The following is a 25,721-nucleotide window of genomic DNA, read 5'->3' on the forward strand; positions in this document are numbered from 1 at the left end:
AATATCTAATTAAATAGATTCCCGGTTATTAGGAGATACGCAAAATGACTTATAGCAACAGTAGAAGTCAATCAGATAGCGCCACAATTGACCAAGAGAAGAGTGTCTTCAATGTTGAAGGTGTGAAGGTCTTATATGGTGGATCTTTGGCACTTCTAGATGTTTACTTAAAGATTCCTGAAAAACAAATTATTGCTTTTATTGGCCCTTCAGGATGTGGTAAAAGTACCTTACTGCGTTGCTTCAACCGGATGAATGATTTAATTCCTGGAGCGAAGGTTGAAGGTAGACTGAATTATCGCGATCGCAATATTTACGATCCTAAGATAAACTCTGTAAAGTTACGCCGCCAAGTCGGAATGGTTTTTCAAAGGCCGAATCCTTTTCCCAAGTCAATATACGAAAATATTTCCTTTGGGCCGCGTTCTAACGGTTACAAAGGCAATATTGATGAATTGGTGGAAGATTCCCTCAGACGTGCTGCTATTTGGGATGAAGTCAAAGACAAACTCAAAGAGAAGGGAACTGCATTATCTGGCGGACAACAGCAACGACTTTGCATTGCTCGTGCGATCGCCATGAAGCCAGATGTATTATTGATGGATGAACCATGTTCTGCTCTCGACCCGATTTCTAGCCGTCAAGTAGAAGAACTCTGCCTAGAACTGAAGCAGCAATACACCATTATCATGGTGACACACAATATGCAGCAAGCTTCCAGAGTGGCAGATTTCACAGCTTTCTTCAATACAGAAATTGACGAATATGGCAAACGTCGCGGAAAATTAGTTGAGTTTAATCCTACAGCCCAAATGTTCAGTTCTCCTCAAACCAAAGAAGCTGAAGATTATATCAGTGGACGCTTTGGTTAAAGAGCCATCATAGTAGGAGGGGAGAGGTAAAAACTGAGTTCAGTTGTGAGCGACTATTATCAAAACCTTTCCCTTTCATCTAAATCTAGTCAACTCAATGTCCCCTTACAAAATACTTCTGTCTACTGGAATTTATACTACTGTATATAAATAACTTGCAAAGGAGCTATTGTTTGGAAAACCTCCCCGAACTTTTGTAGGCTTCCTATTTTCGCATAAATTCCCACCCGTACAAGCTGAGACTAGCTAATATATATACATATAACCATAAATAAACGGCATACAGTGGAAATTCAAGAATTAAAAGCATTGATTAAAGAAACTATGCGTGAAGTTCTGCAAGAAGAAAGACTTCGCCTTTGCCAAATTCTCATTCCTTACATAAATGATGGTGAGCAACGCGAACTTGAAGTCGAATTTGGTATACCTTCAGATGATGCTGAGGATGAACTAATTGATATGACCAATTGGGTAAGATATGGCAATAAAATTTCGCAAAAAAGCGATTAAATTTTTAGAAAAAGCAAATCCCGAAGATGTCGAAAATATTCGGGAGCAAATAAAGCGAATTGTTATTGCTGTCGAAGATCAAGGCATTATCCCGTTTACAGAACTAGATATCAAAAAGATGAAAGGTGATTGGGAGGGATTTTACAGACTACGTATAGGTAAAAACAGAATTATTTTTACAGTCGATATTGATTCCAGAGATATCGAAATTTACGCTATTGGTGCGAGAGGAGATGTTTATAACAAATAATTCGTAATTAGTTAGGACTTACGCACGGGTAACGGAAAACGAACTACAGAGGGCGCAGAGATCACGGAGGAATGAGAGTTTGAGAGGGTTTTTGCGTAAGTCCTATTAGTAATTTAATAACTGGGAATTACCAAAGTAATTCTGTAAAATATACTGAGGCTTGATAGTACCAAATAAAGGTAGTATTTGTGTTTAGTACTTATACTGTGTATTATGTTTAAGCCTTTGTCATTTGCTTTAGTTGCAGCTACTATTCTAGTTGCATCAATCAATAATCCCAGTAATACTTTAGCTCGAACTTGTGCCTCTAAGTGTGGGTCGCACCCAATTCAGTTTACACCTGGGCAACACATCCGGGTTGAAGTTGTAAATAGCACACCCAACCTGATTAAAATCCAAAAACCCTCTGGGACTGACGCAATTTCCTTAAGTCCAGGGCAAAAATTAAGTTTAGAACAAATAGAGGGTACGGAGCCAAATACATCTTTGATATTTTGGAGCGAAAAAGGTTTATCACTACAAGCAATTGTCTCGAAACCTAACTTTGGCACATTGCGGCTAGAACTCCGTCCGACTTGGCGCTCTCCAGGCGATCGCTCGTTATATATTATGGATGATGGTAGAATCAACGTGCTTTAGATCGCAAAGAGTGTTATTAGTTATGAGTTATGAAATAACCTTTAGTTCAAAACTCCTATGTACATAGACTAACTATGTGTCATCAGTGACGCACTACTGCCTTATATAGGACAAGACTGTTCAGTTAAGCCCAAAATCCTTGGTAGAGACGCGAAATTTTGCGTCTTTACAGGTCTAAAATCAGTACCGAAAATCCTTAAGTGAACCGTATTGTCTTATAATTTAATTCTTTGTTTTACAACAGATATTTCATGATCAAGCCAGCTTGCAATCCAGGTTCAAGAGTTCGTTACAGAGCTAATATCAAATTATCTAAAGAACAAGATCAAGAACTTAATAGCTCTTTGTCTCCTATCTTTGAAGATACTGCTTTACATGGTGCGCTTACAGCATCCAGAAATGATGTGCGTGTTGTGGAGCTTTTCGCGGGGGCAGGTGGAATGGGCGTTGGATTTCTGATGGCTAATGATAAAACAAAAGGCTTTAGAATTATAAATTCTGCCGAAATTAACCCAATTTTTTTAAAAAGTCTCGAAACTAATTATAAATGTTTTTATAATAGCTCAAACAACAGGATTGAAGACAGTATACCTTCTGATTTTATTCCTATCGATTTAACCAAAAAACACGATTTTCAACTTGTACATGAAGCCGTCAAAAAAGCAGATGGTGTCGATATTGTTATTGGTGGAACACCTTGCCAAGGCTTTTCACAATCCAATCGAAGCAATTGGGATGCTAAGAATACTTATAATCAACTTGTCGAATATTTTATTGAATGTTCTTTAGAACTAGCACCAAAAGCAATTCTTTTGGAAAATGTGCAAGGTATTCTATGGACACCTCGTTCTCATAAAAGTAAGAATAAGCGCAAATTGACGGTAGTTGATTATATTGCAAGAAAATTTACGGATGCTGGGTATGTTCTTTTTCCCGCAGTTCTAGATGCTGCTTGGTATGGAGTTCCACAACACCGGAATAGATTTTTTTTATTGGCATTGCACCAAGATTTAGGTTATACATCTGATCATTTTGGTGAATGGGGAGCATTTCCGTTACCTACACATGGAGCAATGGGTAAATATAACTATGTGACAGTCAAAGAAGCAATTTCTGATCTGCCTGTAGTTGACAATGGAGAACACCGAGTTATTCAGGAGTACGACGAACCTACACAGGAACAATTAAGCTCGAATCCGTTTTTGCAACAAATGCGCCAAATGGCAACTTTAGGTACTATAGAAGGTCACATTATTTCAAAACAAGCGGATTATGTAATTGATAGGTATAGACATATTCCGGCTGGTGGCAACTGGCAAAATATTCGACACATGATGACTAACTATTCTGATATAGAAAATACCCATAGTAATATCTACAAGCGATTAAAGTGGGATGAACCTTCAATCACAATTGGCAATTATCGCAAAAGTATGATAATTCATCCAGAGCAAAATAGAGGATTATCATTGCGAGAAGCTAGTCGTCTACAGTCTCTTCCTGATTGGTTTAGTTTTTGCGGTAATACAGATAATTCTAAAACTTTAGGTATAATGCACAAGCAACAGCAGTTAGCTAATACTGTCAGTTTTCTTTTAACGCTTCAAATAGCACAATACATACTAAAACTATAATTTTGTTTTTGATATTTTAACAGATTAAGGATGAAAAACTATGGCACATATAAATACAGTTAATGGAGATAATGTTACTAATCTTCGAGAGTATTTAAATGATGAAGAAAATATCTCATACGATGATTTTGAGCAAATTGTTCAAACTGCATCTGAAGTATTAGAAAGATGTTTAGAGCCAACAGAAAATGGCTCTGTTAAGGGATTAATTTATGGTCACATACAAAGTGGTAAAACATCGATTATTCTGACAACGATGGCTTTAGCCGCAGATAATGGTTTCAATAATTTTGTAGTAATGACATCCAATCTAAATGACATCTATGAGCAAACGCTTGAAAGAATAAAAGGGGCATTAGATAGTTTTCAAGTTTTTGGTAAGACAGAAATTAGACAAACTTCAAGAACTACTCATGGTTTACCACTAGCTTTAGTTTGTCCTAAAGATCCACGTCGTTTGCGAGAAGCTTTAAATATCGTCCAGCTATCAAACTGGGAAAACCAACCAGTTATTATCATTGATGATGAGGCCGATCAAGCTAGTTTAGATACGAATATTAATGATCAAAACAAACCTACAAGTTCAGTAAATAGAGCAATTGTTGATTTAAGAAATTATCTGAATTCTCATACATACTTGCAAACTACCGCTACTCCTCAAGCATTACTATTACAAGATAGTCAAAGTGCTTTCAGACCCGATTTTGTCGTTATCACCACACCAGGTACAGGTTATGTGGGTGGTAACTACTTTTTTGGTAGCAATAACTTTAATAATTCAGGCCATATTCGTCTAGTACCTGACATTGAGCTTGATAGGTTACAGACTAGCAACCGTATTCCTGATACTGTTATACAATCAATGCTGGTATTTTTTCTAGGGTCAGCAATTTTAAGAATACAGGGAAATTCTAAAAAATACACCTATTTACTCCATACTAGTTTTAGACAGGCAGATCATCATTTAGCAGCAGTATTAGTTGATAACTTTAAGAATGAATTGACGAACTATCTGAGACAAAATCCTAATAATCCAATAACGGGTGTGTCTCCTATTCTCAGAACACAATTACAAAATGCTTATGATAATTTACAACAAAGTTTTGCGAATGTTCCACCATTCAATGATGTTTTAGCAGAAACGGCAAGACGAATTACCTCTACAGAAGTCATAGAAATTAACTCTGTTACTGGTGAAGGAATTAGACCTAATCCAGCACGAAGACATACCCTCTATATAGGTGGTACAAAAATAGGTCGCGGTGTCACTGTCAAGAATCTTCTAGTTACTTACTACGGTAGAGATGCTCAACAACCACAAATGGATACAGTTTTACAGCACGCGAGAATGTATGGATATCGTCGAAATGAATTAGCAGCTATTCGTATTTACTTGCCAACTCATCTAGCTCAAAGATTTGTTGACATTCATGAGAGTGATGATTTAGTTAGAGAACAGTGCCAAGCAACTCATTTACCTATTCAGCTTATTCCTTTGATGGCAAGAGGAATTAAACCGACTCGCCGTAATGTATTAAATGAGAATACAAATCGAATCACTTATCAAGGAGGAAAGCAGTATTTTCCGTCATTACCAATATCTGAACCTCATATTTTGGGTAATCAAACCCAAGAACTTGATAATCTACTGTCTATTTCTAGATATTCTAATCAGCAACAACCATATACAGTAACAATTGATGAGCTTTTAGAGGTTCTGAATTTTCAGTACAAAACACCTGGCTCAAGTGGTGCTTGGAATGATGATTTGATTAGGCAAGCCGTTTCTGCCCTCCGAGATCAACAAAGATATCAAAACATTGGTACATTAGTTATCGTTAATCGATCAGCAGATATTGGGAAAAGTGCGGACAGGAACTATTCTCAAATAGGAGCTGTTTTACCTGGCAATACTGGAAACGCTCCGTATAGAATTAACCGCGATTATCCTACATTACTAATGACTCGAATTAATGGAAAAATTGATCCTCCTAGAGGCTAGGATGGAGTACCTTTTTGGATTCCAGTTATCCGATTTCCAGATGGTAACTATGCATTTTCTGTAAATGAGAGCTAATTTAACTCTCTTCAATTATCCTAGCTCACTAACTTTTGATAAGTTACTATCTAGCAAAACGGCAAGGGACAGTTAATTTTTCGTTATGAAAGTTCACAGCTAAATTTTTGTCAAATATAAAAACGACAATTAATTAGTCAATATACATCCTAACTTTTATTGTGCTAGACCGACCTGTATCTGAAGTATCAAAGCCTCGCCGACGCTTACCCGATCAGCGCTGGCAGATTTATCCGCAAAAACCAGAATTTGCCCAAAATCTGGCAGCTTTGACAAATCTTTCACCCATTATCAGCCAGTTATTGATTAATCGGGGGATCGAAACACCAGAACAGGCACAAGCATTTTTAAATCCAGAGTCTTTAGTTTTACCTTCGCCGTTAGAAGATTTCCCAGATTTGGCAATTAGTTTGGAGTTGTTGCAAAATGCGATCGCTTCTCAAACAAAAATTGCTATTTGTGGTGACTACGATGCTGATGGAATGACTAGCACGGCTCTACTTTTACGTAGTCTCCGCACTTTAGGCGCACAGGTAGATTATGCTATTCCCAGCCGGATGCACGAAGGCTACGGTATCAATAAACGCATAGTTGAAGAATTCCACAGTGAAGGCGTAGGGTTAATTCTGACTGTAGATAATGGCATCTCTGCGTTTGAACCAGTCGCTAGAGCTAGAGAACTTGGTTTAGCAGTGATTATCACCGATCATCACGATATCCCCCAAAAATTACCACCAGCTAACGCTATCCTCAACCCTAAACTAATAGCCGAATCCTCACCTTATCGGGGTGTTGCTGGTGTTGGTGTTGCCTACATTTTGGCAGTGTCTTTAGCACAACAGCTAGGGGAGACTAAGGGCTTGATCCAGCCGATGCTAGCACTGTTTACACTCGGAACGATCGCAGATTTAGCCCCCTTAACTGGTGTAAATCGTCGTTGGGTGAAACGTGGTTTACAGCATTTACCCAAATCCAACTTAGCTGGGATACAGGCGTTAATTCAGGTAGGTGGCGTACAGGCGAGAGAGCAGGGAGCAGGGGAGCAGGGGAGCAGGGGAGCAGAAGAGAAAATTGCCAATCCAAAATCCAAAATCCAAAATCCAAAATCGCTAAAGCCTGAAGATATTGGGTTTCGCCTGGGGCCACGAATTAATGCTATCGGTCGAATTGGTAATCCCCAAACTGTGATTGAATTGCTGACTACAGATGATATGGGGGTGGCGCTGGAAAGAGCAATGCAGTGCGAACAAATAAATGCCAGTCGCCAGGAGATGTGTCAGCAAATTGAACAAGAAGCGATCGCTTATGTAGAAGCAGAATATGTTACATCTCTACAACAAGACCGGGTATTAATTGTTGTTCAACCCAATTGGCATCACGGCGTTATTGGCATTGTCGCCTCCCGCTTAGTAGAACGCTACGGTGTACCTGTATTCATCGGTACTTATGAAGATGATAAACATATACGCGGTTCAGCACGCTCAATTCCAGAGTTTCATGTATTTGAAGCTTTGGAATATTGTCACGATTTACTAGGCAAATTTGGCGGACACAAAGCCGCCGGGGGATTCTCTCTACCAGCAGAGAATTTACAGGTGTTGCGATCGCGTTTGATTGAGTTTGCTAACCAGTGTCTTGAACCGCAGCATCTCAAACCTCTGCTCAAAATTGATGCCGAAGTCAACCTCGATCGGCTCAATCAGCAGCTTTACCAACAGCTTAATGCTCTCCACCCCTGCGGTATGGATAACCCAGATCCAGTTTTCTGGACACCTAATGTTCAAGTGGTTGAGCAAAAAATCGTTGGTAAAGGTCACATCAAACTGACAATTGCCCAAACTATTGATAATCAGGAGTATAGAATTAAAGCGATCGCTTGGCGTTGGGGCGACTACTTCCGCTTACCAGCGCGAGTGGATGTAGCTTACAAACTGCGAGAAAATTATTTTAACGGTAACACCACCATCGAGCTAGAGTTAATCGGTGTCAGATTGCCAATTCAGCTTCAACAATTTTGTGCTTCCCCACCTATCCCCTCAAGTGCAAACTTTAACTACAATCAGCGACAGTATACCTGTGGTTTCTATAAAAACGGTATTGGGGCAGAATTAAGAATTAAAAATCCTGAAGGCCAGGTGTTAGTCATGCAGCCAGGACATATAATCGGTCTACTAGGCACTAATCGTCAAAACGCCAAAGAAGTTGACATTTCTCAGCCACAGTATGACAGTATTATTCAAGCTGCACTTCAGGCGTTATCAGTTAAGAGTTAGAAGTTAACTTATCACTTGTAACTGTGAGTGCTGATTTATGAGTTATGAGTTGAGAATTAAATTTTATTCCTCACTCCTAACTCTTAATCAGCACTCAGAAATCTTATAGGTTGCCGTTGCGAAATGCCAACAAAAAGATTACTACTGGCCCAGCAATCACAATCAGCGCCACGGATAGCAATTGGAAAATAACTTCCCAATTGATACTGGTAAAAGCGTTAAACAAGTCAGATACAGCGTCAAACATTTTTCCCTTTCTCCTCCCAATTGTCTTAAAAAATTCAATAACTTAGTTACAAAACCCGCAATCGATCATATCTGTCTATGGCCTACTGGATTTAATTTACTTAACAAAATTATAAGAAAAGACATAAAAAAGTAAAATAGGGCATTGGGCATTGATTATTAATTCTTCTTACTCATGCCCCATGCCCCATGCCCCATGCCCTAATTAAAAATGTCAACCTGGCAATGTGTAAAGCAATGTGGAGCCTGCTGTAATCTCGATCCAGCAGATCGTCCAGATTTAGATGAGTATCTCTCTCCACCAGAACTAGAACTCTACCTCAGTATGGTAGGTGAAAATGGATGGTGCGTTAATTTCGACCACACCACGCGAGAATGTCGCATCTACGAAGATCGTCCTCGTTTCTGCCGCGTGGAATCAGAAGTTTTTCAAGATATGTATGGGGTTGAACCCGAAGAAGTCAACGATTTTGCTATTGACTGCTGTCGTCAGCAAATAGAAGGAGTATACGGCGATCACAGCTTAGAAATTCTACGCTTCGATAAAGCTATTGGGCTGTAAGCAGGATGCAAGCACACAAAGACACCCCATAATTTTTTTGTCTTTATTTATGTAGTTGCAATTTATTACAAAAATCTGAGAATATGATAGAAATATGAAAACAATCTAGCAACCAAAACTACTGCCTGTGAAACTTGACTCTGCACCTTTGGAGATTTCTGGCATACCTCAGACTGACATCGAGCTAGAACTTAAAGACAGCAATGATTTTAGCCTAACTCCTGCGATCGCCCAGCCAGTTCAGCCATTAGTTGCCGAGAACCCTCAAAAGCAGGAATCAGTGTTAGTAGTCTTTGGTACAACTTTTGTAACAATTTTTCTAGCAGAAATTGGAGATAAAACTCAGCTATCCACTCTGTTAATGAGCGCACAATCTCATTCGCCGTGGATGGTATTTATCGGATCGGCGGCGGCACTGATAACCACCAGCTTATTAGGTGTGCTTTTAGGTAGTTGGATATCCAGCCGACTCAGCCCAAAAACTGTAGAAAAATCAGCAGGCGTGATGTTGTTGGTGATTTCCCTAATGTTGTTTTGGGATGTATTTACTAGTCATTAGTTATTTGTCATTTGTCATTAGAAAAACTCCCCTATTCCCCATTCCCCCTGAAATAATATGGATTGGCATCTTTTAGGACTGAGCTTTATTACAGTTTTTTTATCAGAATTGGGTGACAAAAGTCAGCTAGCAGCGATCGCACTTTCAGGGCGTTCTAATTCTCCACGTGCAGTATTTTTTGGTTCAGCAGGCGCATTGCTGTTGACAAGCCTATTGGGAGCGTTAGCAGGGGGTGCAGTAGCTGAATTATTACCCACACGCTTGTTAAAAGCGATCGCTGCTATCGGATTTGCCATCCTCGCTGCACGCCTGCTGTTATTTAACAATGAACCATCTACAGATTCTGAACCAACACCATAAAAAGGAATCAAAAGAGATAATTCAGAATACTTGACCGAGCAAGCGATGAAACTATAACGCCATCTGATTCCAATTCATACTGTTAGCGCTAGCGGGGCGTTTAGCCCATTCTGACTCCTGAGTTCGGAATTCTTCCTTAAACAAGTTCCCAAGCTGTTCCTTTATAACCGTATTGAAAAATTTCTGGATGCAAAATTTCTGCCAAGATTTCTAGAGAATCTACCAGTCTCGGCCCTGGACGATTAAAATAAGAATTGCCATCAGTAATGTACACCCTACCAGCTTGCGTAGCGTGCAGTTTTTCCCACTCTGGACGTTGAGTTAACAACTTAGCTTCTTGGCGAGTGCGATTTAAATCAAAACCACAAGGCATAAAAACAATTACATCTGGATTAGTTGTTAATAGTGTCTCCCACGGCAAAATAGGAGAAGGCTGACCTGTAACACAAAATAGAGAATGTCCTCCTGCTAAGTTAACTAATTCAGGAATCCAATTAGCAGCGACCATCAAAGGATCAGTCCACTCAATACAGGCGACAGTAGGCTGTTCATGTAAAGAAAGTCCTTGGATTCTTTGCTGACAAATTTTTACACGAGCTTCTAAATTTTCTAAGACTTTTACAGAGTCTACCTTGAAGGTATTACCAACTCGCTCAATATCAGCCCAAACATCTTTGAGAATATTGGGTTGTAAAGAAATAATCTGCGGTTTACTGTCAATAAGTGTAGCAACTGCCTTTTCAACATCGTGTAAACTGACAGCACAAACATCGCACTGGTCTTGAGTGAGAATGTGGGTAGGCTGCAACTGCTCTAAAATATCTGTTTTGATTTCATAAATACTGAGAGCAGATTGCAATAAATTGTTCACATCATTGTGAATTTGGCTACTAGAAGCATTGGAATTTAAGCGTGCTTGGGTACAAATGGGGCGATTGAGGATTTCTGGAGGATAATCGCATTCGTGCGATCGCCCCACAATAGCATTAACCAACCCTAGTGCCGCTAAAATCTCTGTTCCACCGGGAATCAGAGAAACAATTCTCAAATTACTATCCGTCATCGCTCCACCTCCATAAAAGCTGGCATTACCTTAATATTCGCAAAATTTGACTCATTAAGTATCTTTCTCTAGGAGAATCAACGGCATTTGGGTAGTGATAGTTATTATCTGTGAGCAAACTCCAGAACTTGAGGTTTAACCAAGTCAAATCAAGTTTGATTTAGTGCGATTACTATGGTATGATTACGTAGGTAAAATTTATTCCAAATGCTAACTACCCCCTAGCAAAAATCACTAATTTGAAGTATTAGAAGTTATGATGGCAATCCTATTTGATTTCCGAGGATTGAAAGTCACAGATCCCCTACTTTTAAAAGAAGTATGGCATCTTCTCTCTCAGAAATGATTTAGGATTGCTATAGCCAAATCTAGTTTATAACTCATTATTCAGAATCAGAATATTTGATTGAAAAGAATAAATTTTCCGGTTATGAAAAGCACCATGCAGTAATTGTAATTATACAAATATACTTCTAACTTTTACGTAGAACTTTAAAGCAAAATTATTTCTTTTTGAGGTCAAGTAATGCAGGTGGTGTCAGCTAGAGATATTACAGAGCAAAAGCAGGCCCAAGAGGCTTTACAAATCAGAGAAAATAGTCGGCGAAAACAAAGCCAGACACTAGTAAAGTTGGCCAGAAGCAAGACATTTCAACAAGGTAATCTCAATGCAGTATTAAGAGAGATTACAGAAACTGCTGCTCAGACGCTCTTAGTAAAGCGAGTCGGGGTGTGGTTATATAATGAAGAACATTCAAAAATTGAATGTATCAATTTATATGATGTAAGTGCCAAGGAGCATAGCTTTGGTAACTCGCTTTCACAAGAAAATTATCCAGCTTATTTCCAGGCTTTAGAAGAGGAACGCACCATTGCCGTAGATGATGCCAGAAACGATATAAGAACCCAAGAATTATCCGAGTCTTATCTTTCTGTTTTGGGCATCACATCCCTGCTAGATACACCGATTTGGCTAGAGGATCGTTTAGTAGGTGTTGTGTGTCACGAACACATTGGTGATATTCGCCAATGGACTTTAGAAGAAGAAACTTTTGCTGGCTCAATTGCAGATTTTGTTACCCTGGCTATAGAAGCAAACGAGCGAAATATTGTGCAGGAAGCACTGCGACAAAGTGAGGCGCAATTTCGAGCGATTTTTGAGCGTTCTTCTATTGGTATTGGACTTATAGATATGAAAGCAAAGATAGTCGATGCCAATCCAGTACTGTGCGATATTTTGGGATATAGCCGAGAAGAATTATACAATAAGACCTTTACAGATTACATTTCGATAGAAAAGGGAGATTTAAAACTTTACAAACAACTGATGTCAGGAATTCGGACAAATTCAGCGACAACTTCAAGGTTTGGATTCCAACCCTCCAAACATCAGGAACCGTTTGTCGAGAGGCATCGCCTTGAAATGGAAAGACGCTGCCTACACCAAAGTGGTAGTTTAGTTTGGACTCACATCTCTGTTTCTGTTATACCAGACAGCAATGGTGAACCTGAGTTTTTTCTAGCGATGATTGAAGATATTACTGAACGCAAGGAAACAGAGTTGAAACTGCGTGCTTCTCAAGAAGCACCAGAAGTTGCTAGTCGGGCAAAAAGTGAATTTTTAACAACTATGAGTCACGAACTACGAACGCCTCTAAATACGATTATGGGGTTGTCACAGTTGCTGCAACAAGAAATAGTTGGCTCTCTAAATGAAAAGCAAACCGAATATGTAAGTTGTATATATAGTAGTGGTGAGCATTTGTTGGCACTGATTAACGATATTCTTGATTTATCTAAGGTAGAAGCAGGTAAAGAGGAATTATTCTTGTCACCTTTACCAGTGTCAGATTTATGTAATTATGCCATCTGGACAGTGCGCGATCGCGCCTCAGAAAAGGGTTTACAACTCACCTGTGAAATTGATCTACAAGAGAATATTTGTATTGCTGATGAGCGGCGCATCAAGCAAATGTTACTCAATCTGCTTATCAACGCCATTAAATTTACCCCAGCCGGGAACGTATCACTAGTAGTCAAAAAAGTACCGCAAGGAATAACTTTCACAGTTTCAGATACTGGAATTGGTATAGACTCAAGTCAGTTTCAATTTCTATTTGAACCGTTTAAACAGCTTGACAGTCGCTTAAATCGGCAGTATGAAGGCGCTGGCTTGGGGTTAGCTTTTACACGCAAATTAGCACGTTTGCATGGTGGAGATGTGACTTTTACATCGACTTTGGGAAAGGGTAGTCATTTCACTATTTTTCTACCAAATCCAGTCCTTTCGTTAGTAGGGGAGGATGAATGAGATGAGTGAGAAAATTTTACCTTATGCTTGGCTTAGTGATGATTTTGCTCAGGGTTAAGGAGAATCAAGCCTTAACCCAAGCATATTAAGGTAAGCTATTCAGCATTTAACTTGCATAAACTGGGCGGGCAAGATGCCCACCCCACAAGAGTTTGATTTAATTTGATTATGCGACTTAAATGTTTTTTAGCTTATAATCCCTACTGACCTTTTTTGAATTTTGAATTGGAGCGATCGCGTAGCGTCTCGTAAAGAAGCGACTTAACTCTTGTAGTTTAATCTGCCCCTTCAATTGGTGCAAAACCTTGGCGCTGAATATTTTCTGTTACCGCGCGTGGTTCCAGGAATTGGAGGAGGTAATCAGGGCCTCCGGCTTTAGAACCCACTCCAGAAAGTTTGAATCCACCAAAAGGTTGCCGTCCAACGATCGCTCCGGTAATATTGCGATTGATGTACAAATTCCCAACTTCAAATTCTGTCTGCGCCTGCTGAATGTGCGAAGGTGTTCTAGAATAAAGTCCGCCAGTTAAGGCGTAGTTTGTCCCGTTGGCGACTGCTAAGGCTTCCTGGAAATCTTTTACCCGAATTACCGCCAGCACAGGGCCAAAAATTTCTTCCTGAGAAATTACGGCATTTGGCGAGACTTCACTAAAAATCACAGGGCCGATAAAATATCCTTGTTCGGGTGCTGGTAATTCTAAAGCTAATTGTGCTTCTGCCTTACCCTTCTCAATATACTCGCGGATGCGATCGCGGGCATTAGCATCAATTACTGGCCCAACTTGGGTACTAGCTAACTCTGCTTCTCCAATATTCAAGGATTTTGTCGCTTCTACCAACCGTTGCACAAAGGCTTCATAAATCGGTTCCAGCACAATCACCCTGGAAGCAGCAGAACATTTTTGTCCGCTATAACCAAATGCCGACTGCACTACCCCTACAACAGCTTGGTCTAAATCAGCACTTTCGTCGACAATAATCGCATTCTTGCCACCCATTTCCGCAATCACCCGTTTCATGTGCTTTTGTCCGGGTTTCAGGATCGCCGCTTCTGCGTAAATTCTACAGCCTACTTCTTGAGAACCAGTAAAAGCAATTACATGAGTATCTGGATGATTTACCAAATAAGCGCCGACTTGCGAACCCTTACCAGGCACGTATTGAAATACACCTTTAGGAAAACCAGCATCTACCAAGACTTCTGTGAGTTTAGCTGCAATTACAGAAGATGTTTCCGCCGGTTTGAGGAGAGTGCAATTCCCTGAAGCCAAAGCTGCAACAGTCATTCCACAAGCGATCGCAAGGGGAAAATTCCAGGGAGAAATTACAACAACAATTCCCCGTGGATGGTAGATATAACGATTAGTTTCCCCAGCAAGGTCATAATTAACACCTTTATCTAGCCGTTCTATCTCATCAGCGTAGTATCGACAAAAGTCTATCGCTTCCGAAACCTCTCCATCAGCTTCCTTAACTGGTTTCCCAACTTCCAAAACTATCCAAGCTGAAAGTTCGGCGCGGCGGAGTTCCATCAAATCACCCGCTTTCCGCAAAATATCAGCGCGTTGTTTAGCGGGTGTTTTCCTCCATCCAGGAAACGCTGCTTTGGCTGCTTGCATCGCCTGTTCAGCCTGTTCAACACTAATCAGCCCAACTTTACCAACTACTTCACTAAAATTAGAAGGATTGAGAGAATCAACAAATTCTGGCGGATTAACATATTCCCCATTAATCAACGGCAAATAAGTTTTACCCAATTGTTGACGAACGCTTTGGAAAGCTTTCGCCGCTTTCGTTCTTATCTCTTCCACCGCATAATCTGTATCAGCAGCACCAAGGAAATGAGAGTCAATAGTTAAAGATTTCTTCTCTTCTTTGACAATTGGCGGTGCTAATAACTCTTCAATTGGTCGATTTTCGAGATTTTGGCGTAAAAAAGAACTATTCGCTGTATTTTCCAACAAACGCCGAATTAAATACGCCATTCCAGGCAACAATTCACCGTAGGGACAGTAAACTCTAACTCGATAACCCTTGTCAACCAAAGCTTTTGCAACTTTATCACCCATACCGTAGAGGACTTGTAATTCAAACCGACGGCGGGGGACATTTAAACTTTCAGCTATAGCAATGGCGCGAGAGTGCGATCGCACATTATGGCTACCAATGGCAGAATACACATATTGATGATTTTCTAGCAATAACTGAGTGATGGTTTCAAAGTTAGCATCAGTTGCCGCTTTATCGTTGTAAACTGGCTGTTGCCAATGCTTCTGGGCTGCTTTGATAGTTTCTTGATCCCAATATGCGCCTTTCACCAAGCGGATTGTCAAAGGATAACCGCGTTCTTTCAACCAAGAAATTACGTCTTTGGTATCTTGCTCGCTATCACGCAGATATGCTTGAATTGTCATGCCGATATCTGTGCGTTGCCGAAATTCTTCTTCTAGTAAGAGTTTTTTCAGGATGCTGAGAGTTATATCCTTATAAGCATACTGTTCCATATCAAAATGCACAGCTGCGCCCAACTCTTTAGCACGACGTAAAAGAATCCGAATGCGATCGCTAACTCGCTCCTCACTACCTTTAGCATCTAAAGGGTCAAATTGGGAATAAAACGCCGTTAATTTAACAGAAACCTGAACTTTTGGGATTGGTTCACCATCAGCCTCATCAATCGCCGGGATAACTGCCCAATTCTTCGATGCTTCCACCAATTGTTGCATTAATTCTAGATAGCGTTCTAGATAAGACTGCGCTTCGGCTTCGGTAATTACCGCTTCACCAAGTAAATCGATGGTGAAAGCCATTTTTTCTTTTCGCAGTCGTTCAACTGTTTTGATGACTTGTTTAATATTTTCCCCAGAAATATATTTATGAGCAAGAGTTTCGACAGCTGTACCAACGGTTGTAGCAGCAACTTGTCCGGGCATAGAGTCGGGGTTAGCAAAGTTTAGCATTCCCTTCAAAGCTGTCGGTAATTCTACAGACTCATCGCCTAAATATTCTTGTAAATGTGAGGCAATTTCTGATTTACTGTGCAAAGCAGGTAGCGTATCTATAAAGCGAAATAGTTGCACCCGTAACCCAGGATTACTCATTGCCCAAGCTAGTAATTTATCATCCCAGCGCATTTGATCCCGCAGGGAAGACAAAAATGAACGATTTTCGGACGTTGCTGCTAGAAGTTGTTTAGCAATTTCTTGGGTTTTAGCTTCGTAGGTGCTTGTTTGTACTTGTAATACCACTGATAATAAACTCCGTTAATCTAGGCAAAGCTTTTTTTATAAAGCCTGTGTCTTCTATTTTGACTCTTTCATTTAGCTGTCACCATGATGCTGAATTGTTAATTTGTAATTTATAACTTGGAAGTCCCTATATGAATTCCAAGTTATAAATTATCCCATCTTGTGGGGTGGGCATCTTGCCCGCCCCACAATAAATAGTTGGATATTTTTTTATTTGGAAGTCGCTAAACTCTCAATACTTCTCGGATAAGGGTTGAGTCGTCCTAGATTCAGATCCCCCCGCCTACGGCGACCCCCTTAAAAAGGGGGTAAAAGAGGGTTAAAAGCCCCCCTTTTTAAGGGGGGTTGGGGGGATCTCCAACGACTAATTGCGCTAACCGAGAAGTATTGCCTAAACTCTATTAGGACAACGCACTTAACAACGCCTGCTTAAACTCTGCTGCACTCTTAAAGTGGATTTCTGGCTTATCAACTAAGGCCAAATCAATCACCTGTGCTAGTGGTTGCCTAATTGTCGCATCTCGTTCCCGAATTGGTATAGGTTCATTTTGTAAAACTGCCAGAAAGGGATCGCCTGTGAAGTTGCGGGGGAAACTACCTGTTAGCATATTGTAGAGACAAGCCGCAACTGCCCAAATATCTACCTCCGGCTGGGCATATTTAAAGTTAAGCACCTGCTGTCGAGGCATAAAAACGGGAGTACCAGCTTGAGTCCCAGTCAAAGTTTGACCGCTTAAACCAGCTAAGTCAAATGCCTTAGATAAACCGTAATCACCGATTTTAGCAACCAGTTTTCCATCAATATTAGTAAGGAAGATATTACTCGGTTTTAGGTCGCGGTGGACTATACCTTTACCTTTGCCAAACTTCCCATCAGCCAGTTTGACATAAGGAATTTCAACATTGTGGGCATATTGCAAACCATCTAAAATTTGGAGAATAATCGGTACAGCAATATCAATAGACAATCGCCCACCCAGTCGCTGCATAAAATCCCATACAGTACCGCCCTCACAATACTCCATTGTAAAAAAGAAGATGATTTCTGAGTAGCCGCAATCCATAAGTTGCACTACGTGAGGATGTTGCAAAGCCTTGGTGTTTTCCGTCTCCCGGAGAAACATCTGCACAGCGAATTCATTTGCTGCCACTGCTGGTAACATGACCTTTAGGGCTATGAATTTGCCAGACTGATTATGCTGTGCTAAATAAACTTCTCCAAATTCACTACTGCTGAGTAGTTTGACAAGATTATAACCACTAATTGCTTTGAAATTGCGATCGCCACCTTCAGCCAATTTTAGGAAGTGGGTGATGATTTCCCAGAAATAAGGCTGTTGTTGTACCGGGTTCTCGTTGACAGGAACATTGTTAGCAACGAGGTTTGACGGATTTTTCTCTTCCTGGTATGCTTCAATACTCACTTTAAAGATAGTGTGACCTAAATTTATTTCGTCGCCTGCTTGTAAGTCATGTTCTGGAAACTGGAGATTTACAGCTTCTTCGACCGTTTGATATCGTTTACGTTGGCCGATGTTTTTACCGTTAATATAAGTGCCATTTTTACTACCAAAGTCCCGCACCCGAATATCAGGGGGGTTGATATCCAGTAGACAGTGATAGCGGGAGATACCCCGATGATTCTCATCATCTGGTAACTGGGGATTACAATCTGGACTTCTGCCGATGATGCAGCTAGTGCGGTAGTCAAAAATATATTGCTGTCCTAATAATTGTCCCTGAATGACGGTGAGGATGATTTTATCTGGCATCTGAAAAATAGAAAATTAATGCCCACGATCATAACTTACATGTATTAGATATAACAATATTGATTCATACGTAGCCCACCTACATCCTTCTACAAATCTTTATGGGAAAGAAAACACCCACAACCCCACATAAAACCGTGATGAGGGAGGGGAAGGTGTCCATAAGGTGCATTTAAATTCCAGGTACAAAGGTGTCTAGAGTATAATATCCATTCTCCATTTTTTTTCCAACCGACGCGATGGGCAAAAGCTTCCCAGATTTTTTTATCGTAGTTTCTGGTTCCACCCATACTTTGATGAATGCGTTTTTGTATCGAAAAACCAAAACGCCCGTCGCTGTATTTTACCCATAATTTGTTAATGGTGTGGATATCTTCACAGGGAAAGTTGTCAATATCTTGAGGGCGAAACCAGCCTTCCTTTTCTCTTTTAGGGACTCCTAGCATCACTCGTGTCGCCTCTTCATTGGCTTCTTTCCACTCTCCGGCTGCTAGTAAATCTCGCAGTCGGGTGTAGTCTATATTCACAGCAGAAATTAACTTAATCTCAGGCGATTTTTCTCTATACTCTGGTGCTGATTGTAAACTTTTTTGGAATTGCAATAGCATATTTTTAAGAACTCCATCCTTTAGCCTATCGCTAATTTGAGGATTCAATTGCTTTGGCGACACTAACAATATGGTTTCTTCTGATTCTTCTTTATCTATCTCCAGCAATTGTTGAGATGACAACAATTGCGGAAACTCTTGGGATTGTAATTCTAAACCTTTGATATTTGCAATTAACTGTTGCCCTTGCTGTTGGTGTGGTTGGATGCTCGCACTACCCAACAATTCTCGAAACTCTAACACCGACTGTAGACGTTCTTGGGGTTGCAACGCCATCGCTTTCATAATCGCATCATTTACCCTGTCGCTAATTTGCGGATTAAATTGTTTTGGTGGTGGTAAAAGTATGCCCTTATCTCTAAAATTTGCAGGAAAAGGCACTTCTTTTGTGAGCAAACTATATAGCGTTGCAGCTAAGGCATAAACATCAGTATAATGACCAAAATTGCCTTGTCTTTCATACTGTTCAATGGGTGCATAACCGTTGCTTCTCTCATTAGTCATGCTCCCCACTTGTCCAATTGTATATTCTCTTGCTAACCCAAAATCAATTAAAACTGCTTCTGATTTGCCACCGCGCAAAATAATATTATTGGGTTTGATATCTCGATGTAAAAATCCCTGTTTGTGGACATATTCTAAAGCCTCACCTACTTGGTCAATGAAGCGTAAAGCTTCATCTTCCGACAATTGTCCATGCTGCTCAACATAAGCGCCTAAATCTTCCCCATCAATATATTCCATCACCATGCCCCAGAGTCCATCTTCTTGGATAACTTCATAGACTTGGACAATATGGGTATGAGTACATCTGGCTAACCGCAACGCTTCATTGACAAATTTTACCTGTCGCTGCTGAAAGTCCTCTTTACTTTGTTGAATATGGTTAAGGGTTTTGATAACGACTACTTTACCTGTAGGCTGTTCTATGGCGCTATAAGTGACACCATAACCACCGCCACCAAGGACTTTTTGTATAATGAATCTTCCGTTGTCCAGATTTTGATTGAGCGTCCAAAGTTTCATTGATTTATAAATTGTAAATATATTCGCGCGATCGCACCCCTACTTTTAGCTTGTGGGAAGGGAAAATTCTCCCTCTTTATACCAACAGAGTCAGAAGGTGAGGTTGTACCTCAAGTCTTCTACTGCTGTTTTAACAGGATGTACTTGTTTTTTCCAATACTAAGAATGGGTATACTCACTCTATGCCTACAGAAAACTTTATGGATATTTTATTTTCTAACTGGCAACACACACTCAAACCCTTTGGTGTTGACCAGATAGCGGCTGAAAAAGCCTTTAATTCCTTGGTAGTAGCTTACTCTACTCCCGATCGCTACTACCATACACTCAAACACATCGATCGCGTCCTCAGCACAGTTCAGATTTTGCAAGGCTACACCAATAACCTAGCTACTGTTCAACTAGCTACCTGGTTTCACGATGTAGTGTATGATACTAAAGCTCAAGATAATGAAGAACGAAGCGCAGACTATGCTTTTGAATTGCTAAGTAATTTAGGTATTCCAGAAAGTATTATAACTATTGTCACCCGTCTGATTCTAAACACTAAAGATCACCAAGCTGCGCTGAATGACTATGATAGCCAAGTTCTACTTGATGCAGATTTAGCGATTTTGGCTGCTAACTCAGTGGAGTATAAAGAATACGCCCATGCTATTCGCCAGGAATATTGCTGGGTTCTAGAGAAGGACTATATCACAGGTCGTCAGCAGGTTTTAGAACAATTTTTACAGCGATCGCATATCTACTTTACGCCTTTAATGTCAGAGTTCGCCGAACCCTGCGCCCGTGGCAATATCCAGGCAGAAATTCAGTCGTTGGTTAAAGATATGGTTTTTGATGAAAATTGCTGAACTCGAAGGTGACTCTCCTTAAAAAGGCTTGCTCTACTTTCCTCTTTTTTAATTTCCATATTATTGGATTCCTATTTCAGGTTATCAATAGCAGCTAAACTTTCACCCATTTCAATACTTCTAAATGCTGTAATGCCTCACCATTGACTTCTCTACGATAAATTTTGAATTGCTTAACGTCTGCCGCCGCCACGATGAGGCACATCAACTTCAGTTTCTTGTAGCTTTCTTTTTGGTGCAAAGACTTCTTGATGTTGTTGCTGCTGAATTTTTTCTTGTGCAAACTTGACACGGGTACGAACTCCGAGATCAACATCTGTATCGAGCATTTGCTGTAGTTGATTTGTAATTCGTGACGCTCGATCGGGTAAACTTACTGGGTTGTTTACCGCCGCAGGCATCGCAATGGCCAATGTTTCTAAACTCGTCACTGCTGCATAGCGCACTACCCATTCTGGATCTTTAGAAATCAGTAATAGCGCCTCTAGTACCTGAGTCTGAACAGATTCTACTTTCTCAGGCGGTAATTGATGCCAGAGCAAAGTGCCTAATCCTCTAGTAGCAGCCCGCCGCACACTTAAGGAAAAATCGGTTTTTGCTGCCTCAAACAAGGTATCCAGCGCTCGAACATCGCCAATTCCCGCTAAGGCACGAAGCGCCCAAGCCCTAGCACCATAGTTGTAGTCATCAATTAGTTTCAATAGTGGTGATACTGCGGCTTCCCCGATCGCAATTAGTCCATCTACCGCCGCCACCGCCGCCCCTGGATTGTTGTAGCCCAAAGCTGCAATTAGAGTCGGAACAGATTCCTCTAGATGTGCTGCTGCTAAATCTTGAACTGCGTCTATTAAGCGCTCTGAAGAGTCCGCTTCTTCTACAGCACGGATTAATATTTGGGCAAGATCGCTGTTATTCATAACAATTTCTCATGAGTAATTAGCTGTCAGCTAATTCTAACTTCAGTTATCCCTAGTTGACATCATGCATAAATCCCCTAACCCTGATTTTGCAATGGGGTTAGGGGGTTTAAAAACATTTTTTGTAACGTATTAATAAGAACTTATTCTTTATAATTTATGACTACAACAACGAGTCCATCAAATTAATGATTTTAATCGCACCTTCTGACAAAGTGCTTGGTGTAGTGTAATTGACTTGATGTTCTAGTAATCCTTTGAGAGAAATGAGCTTGAGGCTATTTTCAGCAAGAGTCTGTGCGATCGCATCTGCTGCGGGTAAATATCCAATGGCTCCCAAATCTGCTAACACTGCCCGACGTAATTGTAATCTCTCACCCGCCAAAGCCTTTACCAACCGTTCTCCATAAGCTGGTTCTTGCGTTAATTGATACATAGCTCGCGCAGCTGCATATTGCACCAATTCAATTGGATGCTCTAAAAATGGCTTTACTAAAGGAATAACTTCAGTCGCCCTCAAGGTTCCCAAGGCTTCTAAAATGGCCTCGTAGGGTTGAGATAAATCAGGCTGCTCTGAGATAAGTTCCTCACCCTGTAAGCCTACTACTAACAGCTTGATTAAGGCGGGAATACAAACCTGATCGCCTAACATTTCTAAGGATTGTGCTGCTGCTTCTCGTACATAAAAATCTGAGCAGTCTAAACATGCAATTAAAGGTGATACTGCTTGGCGATCGCTTAGTTTCCCCAAAGCTCTAGCTGCGTTCCGTCTCAGAGGATATCCGCCTTCTGGTGTCCTGTCGGCTTCATCCTCTAAAGCTGCGATCAATTTTGTAACCGCAGCTGGTTCACCTATCCGAAACCTACCCAACCACCAAGCAGCATAAAAGCGCAAGCCTAAATCCGCACTTTCTAAATTAGCGATCGCTTGTTCTACTGTTAAAGATCCACCGTCAACATCACCTGTCGATGATAAATCTTCAATTTTCTGTGGACTGGAATTCATTAGGAAGAAGGATGATCGCTTTGTTCGTTATTTGTTGTCGTCTCAGCGTTTAATGGTTGAATGCTGACTATTTTGCCACCCAAGCGAGTAATTCGCTGCATTTCTTGATTCATCCGGCTCTCAGGCACTGTGATAAAGACACTGGCACTAGAACGAATGGGATAGTTCATTTTCTCGGTTTCTTCACTTTGGCGCAAACCGACTACTTCATACCGGAAGTTACGACTACTACTAATTTGTCCAAGCATAAATCACTTCCAAGTTTTAAATTTCAAATTTTCAATAGTCATTAGTCATCGATTAATGACTATTGACAAATTACAGTGACATACTCCCACACTGTATGCTTGCATAGAGTATGGGCTTCTCAGCGACTCCCGGTATCCCGTCGGACATTAACTGAGCTTTGTTTTAATTCTACGAGATGCCCCTCCGCAGAATTGAACAAGTACAAATGTTCAAGACCCCTAAAGAGGTTTCACACTAGCTATTTTACCACCTTGTTTTACCACTCTCTGGAAGTAACTAGATAGTTCTTCATAAGGTATAATTACTGCTTGATTAACACGGCGTGTGCTAGGATATCCGGCACCAAAAACACCTGCTACTTCAATGCGGTAGAGTCTGCCTTCTTTGCCAAAAGTTCCTGCACCACCAAAAGTGCTGTTGGGGGTAACACCTTTTTCGGAAGGAACGTATGAAAAACCAGAAGAAGCACCAGATGGAGGAACAACAACAGATGCACTATTGCGACCTAGTTCAGCAGCAAGACGGGAGGACTTGCCTTTGAGTTGGGAAGTATCGCTACTTGCATAGCCGCGATAAAGTTGGAATATCCGGCTAAATCCGACAGTTTTCTGTCCTGTTTGGGTTTTGAAGCCGCGATAGTAAGGCACTATATTTTCACCAAAGCTCGATTGATACTCTGACGAATCAATATAAGAATCGATGTCGGCTTCATATCCCTTGTTTTGGTACAAGTCCAAGTGATAGACCACTTCAGACTCATCATAAGGGGCACGACCCAACAGATGTTTATAGTTTAGTTCGATAACGCGAGTTTGGAAATTGTCGTAAAAGAACTTGGATTTGTACAGTTCTGATTTAGCGACTTGCCGCACAAACTCTTGCACTGTATTTTTTCCATCCCGCAGGATAGATTCAGCACTTTCGAGGCGGTCAGATGCCAATATATAGTTGTTGCCCAACACCTGACGATAGACAGCAACAATTACTCTCTCTATATCTTCTTTACTTGCATTGGGACGCAATTCTACAGGAGATTGGTCGCTAAAAGGTTCCGTTCCTAGACGGGACGCTGCTGTTGTAATAGCCATTGGTAATTTTCCTTTTGTAATTAGTAATTAGGGACTGGGGATTAGGGATAGGGTACTTGGCATTGGGAAAACTCTTTCCCAGTCCCCAGCCCCCAGTCCCCAGCCCCCAGTCCCTAGCCCCAGTCCTATTTATACGGCAGTAATGCTAATAACTCTACTGCCTTTGCGATTCAACTGCTGCAATTTACTAGACAGTTGCTCGTAGGGTACGATCAATTCCGCAGTTCCACGGCGCACTACAGTTGAATTGGGGGAAGCTACTTGTAGCACTCTGATGCGATATGTTTCCCCACGACCACCTGTAGAAAGACCGGTTAAGGCTCCAGTAGAGACTGGATAAATGGGTGAAGCTAGATTTTTAGCGACTTCCCAGGTTAGCCGTCCTTGTTTTTGTCCTTGGGCGCGATCGCTATTCGCATAACCCCGATACAGTTGGAACAGTCGGCTAAATCCAACATTTTTCTGTCCTACCTGACTTTTAAAGCCTCGATAGTAGGGTACAATATTTTCGCCAAAACTCTCTTGATATTCTAATGAGTCAATGTAGGAGTTAATTTCAGCTTCGTAACCTTGTGAGTTATAAAGCTCAACATGATACGAAATCTCTGACTCATCTTCTGGGGCACGCCCCAATAAATGCTTATAATTTAACTCGATAAACCTAGTTTGTGAATTGGAGTGGAAATACTTATCCCGATAGAGTTCCGATTGAGCAATAGCTTGCACAAATCCCCGAACCGAGATTAAACCTTGTTGTAAAAGTGATTCTGCACTCTCCAAACGCTCTCCTTCTAGGAGATATGCATTACCCAAAACCTGACGGTAAGCTGCCCGGATAACCACTGCCACATCTGCTTCAGTTCTATCGGGGCGTAGTTCTACAGGTGCTGAGTTTTCAAACGCTCCAATTCCTAACCTTGCTGCTTGTCCCAAAGCTGCCATCTTTAAACCTCCTCAGTTTTAACTGCAAAACTGAAAACTTTTAGAAAATTTTTTTTCTAGTCTTTTAACAGTTTTTTGAAAATAAAACTGCCCGGAGAGGTAAACAACTCATAGAACTCACTTGTCATAAGAGCTGATTTCCTCTCCGGGCTAAAGAAACACTCTAGCTTAGAGTATTGATTACATAATCGATGTAGGAATTTGCTTCAACACCTGGGTCGCCGCTTAGACCGTGGTTAGCTTTAATGTACTTGAGAGCTTCAATGTACCAGCTAGGAGATAGGTCAAAAGTGCGGTTGATTTCAGCCAAGCCAGAAATCAAGAAATCGTCCAAGGGGCCTGTACCACCAACAACTAAAGCATAAGTGATAATCCGCAAGTAGTAGCCGACATCACGAACGCACTTGCCTTTACCGCGTGCATCAGACGCGAAGTTAGGGCCTTGTTGTTGGGTGGTGTAAGGGAACTTGTTATATACTGCTTGAGCAGCACCTTCGGTCAAGCGTTGAGCATTAGCGCTCAATGCTTTTGCAGCTTGTAAGCTAGCTGGTGCTTGACGGAAGCGACCAAAAGCAACTTGAATTTCGGTGCTGCTGAGGTAACGACCTTGAGAGTCAGCTGATGCAATTGCTTCAGTTAGAGGTGTTTTTGTCAT

23 protein-coding genes are annotated in these 25,721 nt (G+C 40.9%); 12 read left to right on the plus strand and 11 right to left on the minus strand.

What is annotated here, in order from left to right; all coding sequences use genetic code 11:
* Positions 1-44: 44 nt before the first annotated feature.
* The 7 genes from pstB (at position 45) to V7K38_RS24390 (ending at position 8,255) form a co-directional block, all read left to right on the plus strand.
* Complete coding sequence (gene pstB, locus V7K38_RS24360) at positions 45-872, plus strand: phosphate ABC transporter ATP-binding protein PstB (RefSeq protein ID WP_334861496.1); 828 nt, start codon at positions 45-47, stop codon at positions 870-872.
* Between the two features lie 285 nt (positions 873-1,157).
* Complete coding sequence (locus V7K38_RS24365) at positions 1,158-1,382, plus strand: hypothetical protein (protein WP_334861499.1); 225 nt, start codon at positions 1,158-1,160, stop codon at positions 1,380-1,382.
* Positions 1,351-1,632 (plus strand): type II toxin-antitoxin system RelE family toxin, encoded by a 282-nt coding sequence (locus V7K38_RS24370; protein ID WP_334861501.1) that lies wholly within the window; start codon positions 1,351-1,353, stop codon positions 1,630-1,632. Before V7K38_RS24365 ends, V7K38_RS24370 begins: the two co-directional genes overlap by 32 nt.
* Positions 1,633-1,845: 213 nt before the next feature.
* Positions 1,846-2,271 carry a hypothetical protein gene (locus V7K38_RS24375; RefSeq protein ID WP_334861503.1) on the plus strand — a complete coding sequence of 142 codons (426 nt, stop codon included), beginning with the start codon at positions 1,846-1,848 and terminating at the stop codon, positions 2,269-2,271.
* A 251-nt stretch (positions 2,272-2,522) separates the two neighbouring features.
* A complete protein-coding gene (locus V7K38_RS24380; RefSeq protein WP_334861505.1) occupies positions 2,523-3,905 on the plus strand; it encodes a DNA cytosine methyltransferase in 1,383 nt (460 codons plus the stop codon).
* A 40-nt stretch (positions 3,906-3,945) separates the two neighbouring features.
* Positions 3,946-5,907: a Z1 domain-containing protein gene (locus V7K38_RS24385; RefSeq protein ID WP_334861507.1), complete on the plus strand. Its 1,962-nt coding sequence runs from the start codon at positions 3,946-3,948 to the stop codon at positions 5,905-5,907.
* 236 nt (positions 5,908-6,143) lie between these two features.
* On the plus strand, positions 6,144-8,255 hold the full coding sequence (locus V7K38_RS24390) for a single-stranded-DNA-specific exonuclease RecJ (protein ID WP_334861509.1): 2,112 nt from the start codon (positions 6,144-6,146) through the stop codon (positions 8,253-8,255).
* A 103-nt stretch (positions 8,256-8,358) separates the two neighbouring features.
* On the opposite strand, the gene psb30 is transcribed toward V7K38_RS24390, so the two are convergent.
* Positions 8,359-8,502, minus strand: a complete 144-nt coding sequence (psb30, locus tag V7K38_RS24395; protein WP_114086065.1) for a photosystem II reaction center protein Ycf12/Psb30 — start codon at positions 8,500-8,502, stop codon at positions 8,359-8,361.
* Positions 8,503-8,712: 210 nt separating this feature from the next.
* Between psb30 and V7K38_RS24400 the strand changes: the two genes are divergently transcribed.
* From V7K38_RS24400 to V7K38_RS24410, 3 genes are all read left to right on the plus strand, one after another.
* Positions 8,713-9,063: a YkgJ family cysteine cluster protein gene (locus V7K38_RS24400; RefSeq protein ID WP_334861511.1), complete on the plus strand. Its 351-nt coding sequence runs from the start codon at positions 8,713-8,715 to the stop codon at positions 9,061-9,063.
* Between the two features lie 127 nt (positions 9,064-9,190).
* A complete protein-coding gene (locus V7K38_RS24405; protein ID WP_334861513.1) occupies positions 9,191-9,622 on the plus strand; it encodes a TMEM165/GDT1 family protein in 432 nt (143 codons plus the stop codon).
* A gap of 57 nt (positions 9,623-9,679) precedes the next feature.
* The gene (locus tag V7K38_RS24410) at positions 9,680-9,982 is read left to right on the plus strand and encodes a TMEM165/GDT1 family protein (protein WP_334861515.1); all 303 of its coding nucleotides are present in this window, start codon (positions 9,680-9,682) and stop codon (positions 9,980-9,982) included.
* Between the two features lie 136 nt (positions 9,983-10,118).
* On the opposite strand, the gene V7K38_RS24415 is transcribed toward V7K38_RS24410, so the two are convergent.
* Positions 10,119-11,045, minus strand: a complete 927-nt coding sequence (locus tag V7K38_RS24415) for a cobalamin-binding protein (protein WP_334861517.1) — start codon at positions 11,043-11,045, stop codon at positions 10,119-10,121.
* Positions 11,046-11,571: 526 nt separating this feature from the next.
* Here V7K38_RS24415 and V7K38_RS24420 point away from each other — a divergent pair.
* The gene (locus V7K38_RS24420) at positions 11,572-13,356 is read left to right on the plus strand and encodes a GAF domain-containing sensor histidine kinase (RefSeq protein WP_334861519.1); all 1,785 of its coding nucleotides are present in this window, start codon (positions 11,572-11,574) and stop codon (positions 13,354-13,356) included.
* Positions 13,357-13,631: 275 nt separating this feature from the next.
* Here V7K38_RS24420 and pruA read toward each other — a convergent pair whose 3' ends face one another.
* From pruA to V7K38_RS24435, 3 genes are all read right to left on the minus strand, one after another.
* The gene (pruA, locus tag V7K38_RS24425) at positions 13,632-16,604 is read right to left on the minus strand and encodes an L-glutamate gamma-semialdehyde dehydrogenase (RefSeq protein WP_334861521.1); all 2,973 of its coding nucleotides are present in this window, start codon (positions 16,602-16,604) and stop codon (positions 13,632-13,634) included.
* Positions 16,605-17,005: 401 nt separating this feature from the next.
* A complete protein-coding gene (locus V7K38_RS24430) occupies positions 17,006-18,376 on the minus strand; it encodes a protein kinase domain-containing protein (protein ID WP_334861523.1) in 1,371 nt (456 codons plus the stop codon).
* An 89-nt stretch (positions 18,377-18,465) separates the two neighbouring features.
* Positions 18,466-20,010: a serine/threonine-protein kinase gene (locus tag V7K38_RS24435; RefSeq protein WP_334861525.1), complete on the minus strand. Its 1,545-nt coding sequence runs from the start codon at positions 20,008-20,010 to the stop codon at positions 18,466-18,468.
* A gap of 182 nt (positions 20,011-20,192) precedes the next feature.
* On the opposite strand from V7K38_RS24435, the gene V7K38_RS24440 reads away from it, so the two are divergent.
* Positions 20,193-20,864, plus strand: a complete 672-nt coding sequence (locus V7K38_RS24440; protein WP_334861527.1) for an HD domain-containing protein — start codon at positions 20,193-20,195, stop codon at positions 20,862-20,864.
* Between the two features lie 173 nt (positions 20,865-21,037).
* Here the strand turns inward: V7K38_RS24440 and V7K38_RS24445 are convergent, their stop codons facing one another.
* From V7K38_RS24445 to cpcA, 6 genes are all read right to left on the minus strand, one after another.
* Positions 21,038-21,781, minus strand: a complete 744-nt coding sequence (locus V7K38_RS24445) for a HEAT repeat domain-containing protein (RefSeq protein ID WP_334861529.1) — start codon at positions 21,779-21,781, stop codon at positions 21,038-21,040.
* Positions 21,782-21,944: 163 nt separating this feature from the next.
* The gene (locus V7K38_RS24450; protein ID WP_334861531.1) at positions 21,945-22,787 is read right to left on the minus strand and encodes a HEAT repeat domain-containing protein; all 843 of its coding nucleotides are present in this window, start codon (positions 22,785-22,787) and stop codon (positions 21,945-21,947) included.
* Positions 22,787-23,035 (minus strand): phycobilisome linker polypeptide, encoded by a 249-nt coding sequence (locus V7K38_RS24455; protein WP_442940798.1) that lies wholly within the window; start codon positions 23,033-23,035, stop codon positions 22,787-22,789. The genes V7K38_RS24450 and V7K38_RS24455 overlap by 1 nt, the downstream gene beginning before the upstream one ends.
* Before the next feature lie 219 nt (positions 23,036-23,254).
* On the minus strand, positions 23,255-24,124 hold the full coding sequence (locus tag V7K38_RS24460; protein ID WP_334861533.1) for a phycobilisome linker polypeptide: 870 nt from the start codon (positions 24,122-24,124) through the stop codon (positions 23,255-23,257).
* A gap of 129 nt (positions 24,125-24,253) precedes the next feature.
* Positions 24,254-25,066 carry a phycobilisome linker polypeptide gene (locus V7K38_RS24465; RefSeq protein ID WP_334861536.1) on the minus strand — a complete coding sequence of 271 codons (813 nt, stop codon included), beginning with the start codon at positions 25,064-25,066 and terminating at the stop codon, positions 24,254-24,256.
* 163 nt (positions 25,067-25,229) lie between these two features.
* On the minus strand, positions 25,230-25,721 hold the full coding sequence (gene cpcA / locus V7K38_RS24470) for a phycocyanin subunit alpha (protein ID WP_334861538.1): 492 nt from the start codon (positions 25,719-25,721) through the stop codon (positions 25,230-25,232).

This window comes from Nostoc sp. (genome assembly GCF_036917465.1).
Lineage (GTDB): Bacteria > Cyanobacteriota > Cyanobacteriia > Cyanobacteriales > Nostocaceae > Nostoc.

Coding starts and splice junctions, on each gene's coding strand:
- pstB (WP_334861496.1), top strand. CDS start 45: ATGACTTATAGCAACAGTAGAAGTCAATCAGATAGCGCCACAATTGAC.
- V7K38_RS24370 (WP_334861501.1), top strand. CDS start 1,351: ATGGCAATAAAATTTCGCAAAAAAGCGATTAAATTTTTAGAAAAAGCA.
- V7K38_RS24375 (WP_334861503.1), top strand. CDS start 1,846: ATGTTTAAGCCTTTGTCATTTGCTTTAGTTGCAGCTACTATTCTAGTT.
- V7K38_RS24380 (WP_334861505.1), top strand. CDS start 2,523: ATGATCAAGCCAGCTTGCAATCCAGGTTCAAGAGTTCGTTACAGAGCT.
- V7K38_RS24385 (WP_334861507.1), top strand. CDS start 3,946: ATGGCACATATAAATACAGTTAATGGAGATAATGTTACTAATCTTCGA.
- psb30 (WP_114086065.1), bottom strand. CDS start 8,502: ATGTTTGACGCTGTATCTGACTTGTTTAACGCTTTTACCAGTATCAAT.
- V7K38_RS24400 (WP_334861511.1), top strand. CDS start 8,713: ATGTCAACCTGGCAATGTGTAAAGCAATGTGGAGCCTGCTGTAATCTC.
- V7K38_RS24410 (WP_334861515.1), top strand. CDS start 9,680: ATGGATTGGCATCTTTTAGGACTGAGCTTTATTACAGTTTTTTTATCA.
- V7K38_RS24415 (WP_334861517.1), bottom strand. CDS start 11,045: ATGACGGATAGTAATTTGAGAATTGTTTCTCTGATTCCCGGTGGAACA.
- V7K38_RS24420 (WP_334861519.1), top strand. CDS start 11,572: ATGCAGGTGGTGTCAGCTAGAGATATTACAGAGCAAAAGCAGGCCCAA.
- V7K38_RS24430 (WP_334861523.1), bottom strand. CDS start 18,376: ATGCCAGATAAAATCATCCTCACCGTCATTCAGGGACAATTATTAGGA.
- V7K38_RS24435 (WP_334861525.1), bottom strand. CDS start 20,010: ATGAAACTTTGGACGCTCAATCAAAATCTGGACAACGGAAGATTCATT.
- V7K38_RS24440 (WP_334861527.1), top strand. CDS start 20,193: ATGCCTACAGAAAACTTTATGGATATTTTATTTTCTAACTGGCAACAC.
- V7K38_RS24445 (WP_334861529.1), bottom strand. CDS start 21,781: ATGAATAACAGCGATCTTGCCCAAATATTAATCCGTGCTGTAGAAGAA.
- V7K38_RS24450 (WP_334861531.1), bottom strand. CDS start 22,787: ATGAATTCCAGTCCACAGAAAATTGAAGATTTATCATCGACAGGTGAT.
- V7K38_RS24455 (WP_442940798.1), bottom strand. CDS start 23,035: ATGCTTGGACAAATTAGTAGTAGTCGTAACTTCCGGTATGAAGTAGTC.
- V7K38_RS24460 (WP_334861533.1), bottom strand. CDS start 24,124: ATGGCTATTACAACAGCAGCGTCCCGTCTAGGAACGGAACCTTTTAGC.
- V7K38_RS24465 (WP_334861536.1), bottom strand. CDS start 25,066: ATGGCAGCTTTGGGACAAGCAGCAAGGTTAGGAATTGGAGCGTTTGAA.
- cpcA (WP_334861538.1), bottom strand. CDS start 25,721: ATGACAAAAACACCTCTAACTGAAGCAATTGCATCAGCTGACTCTCAA.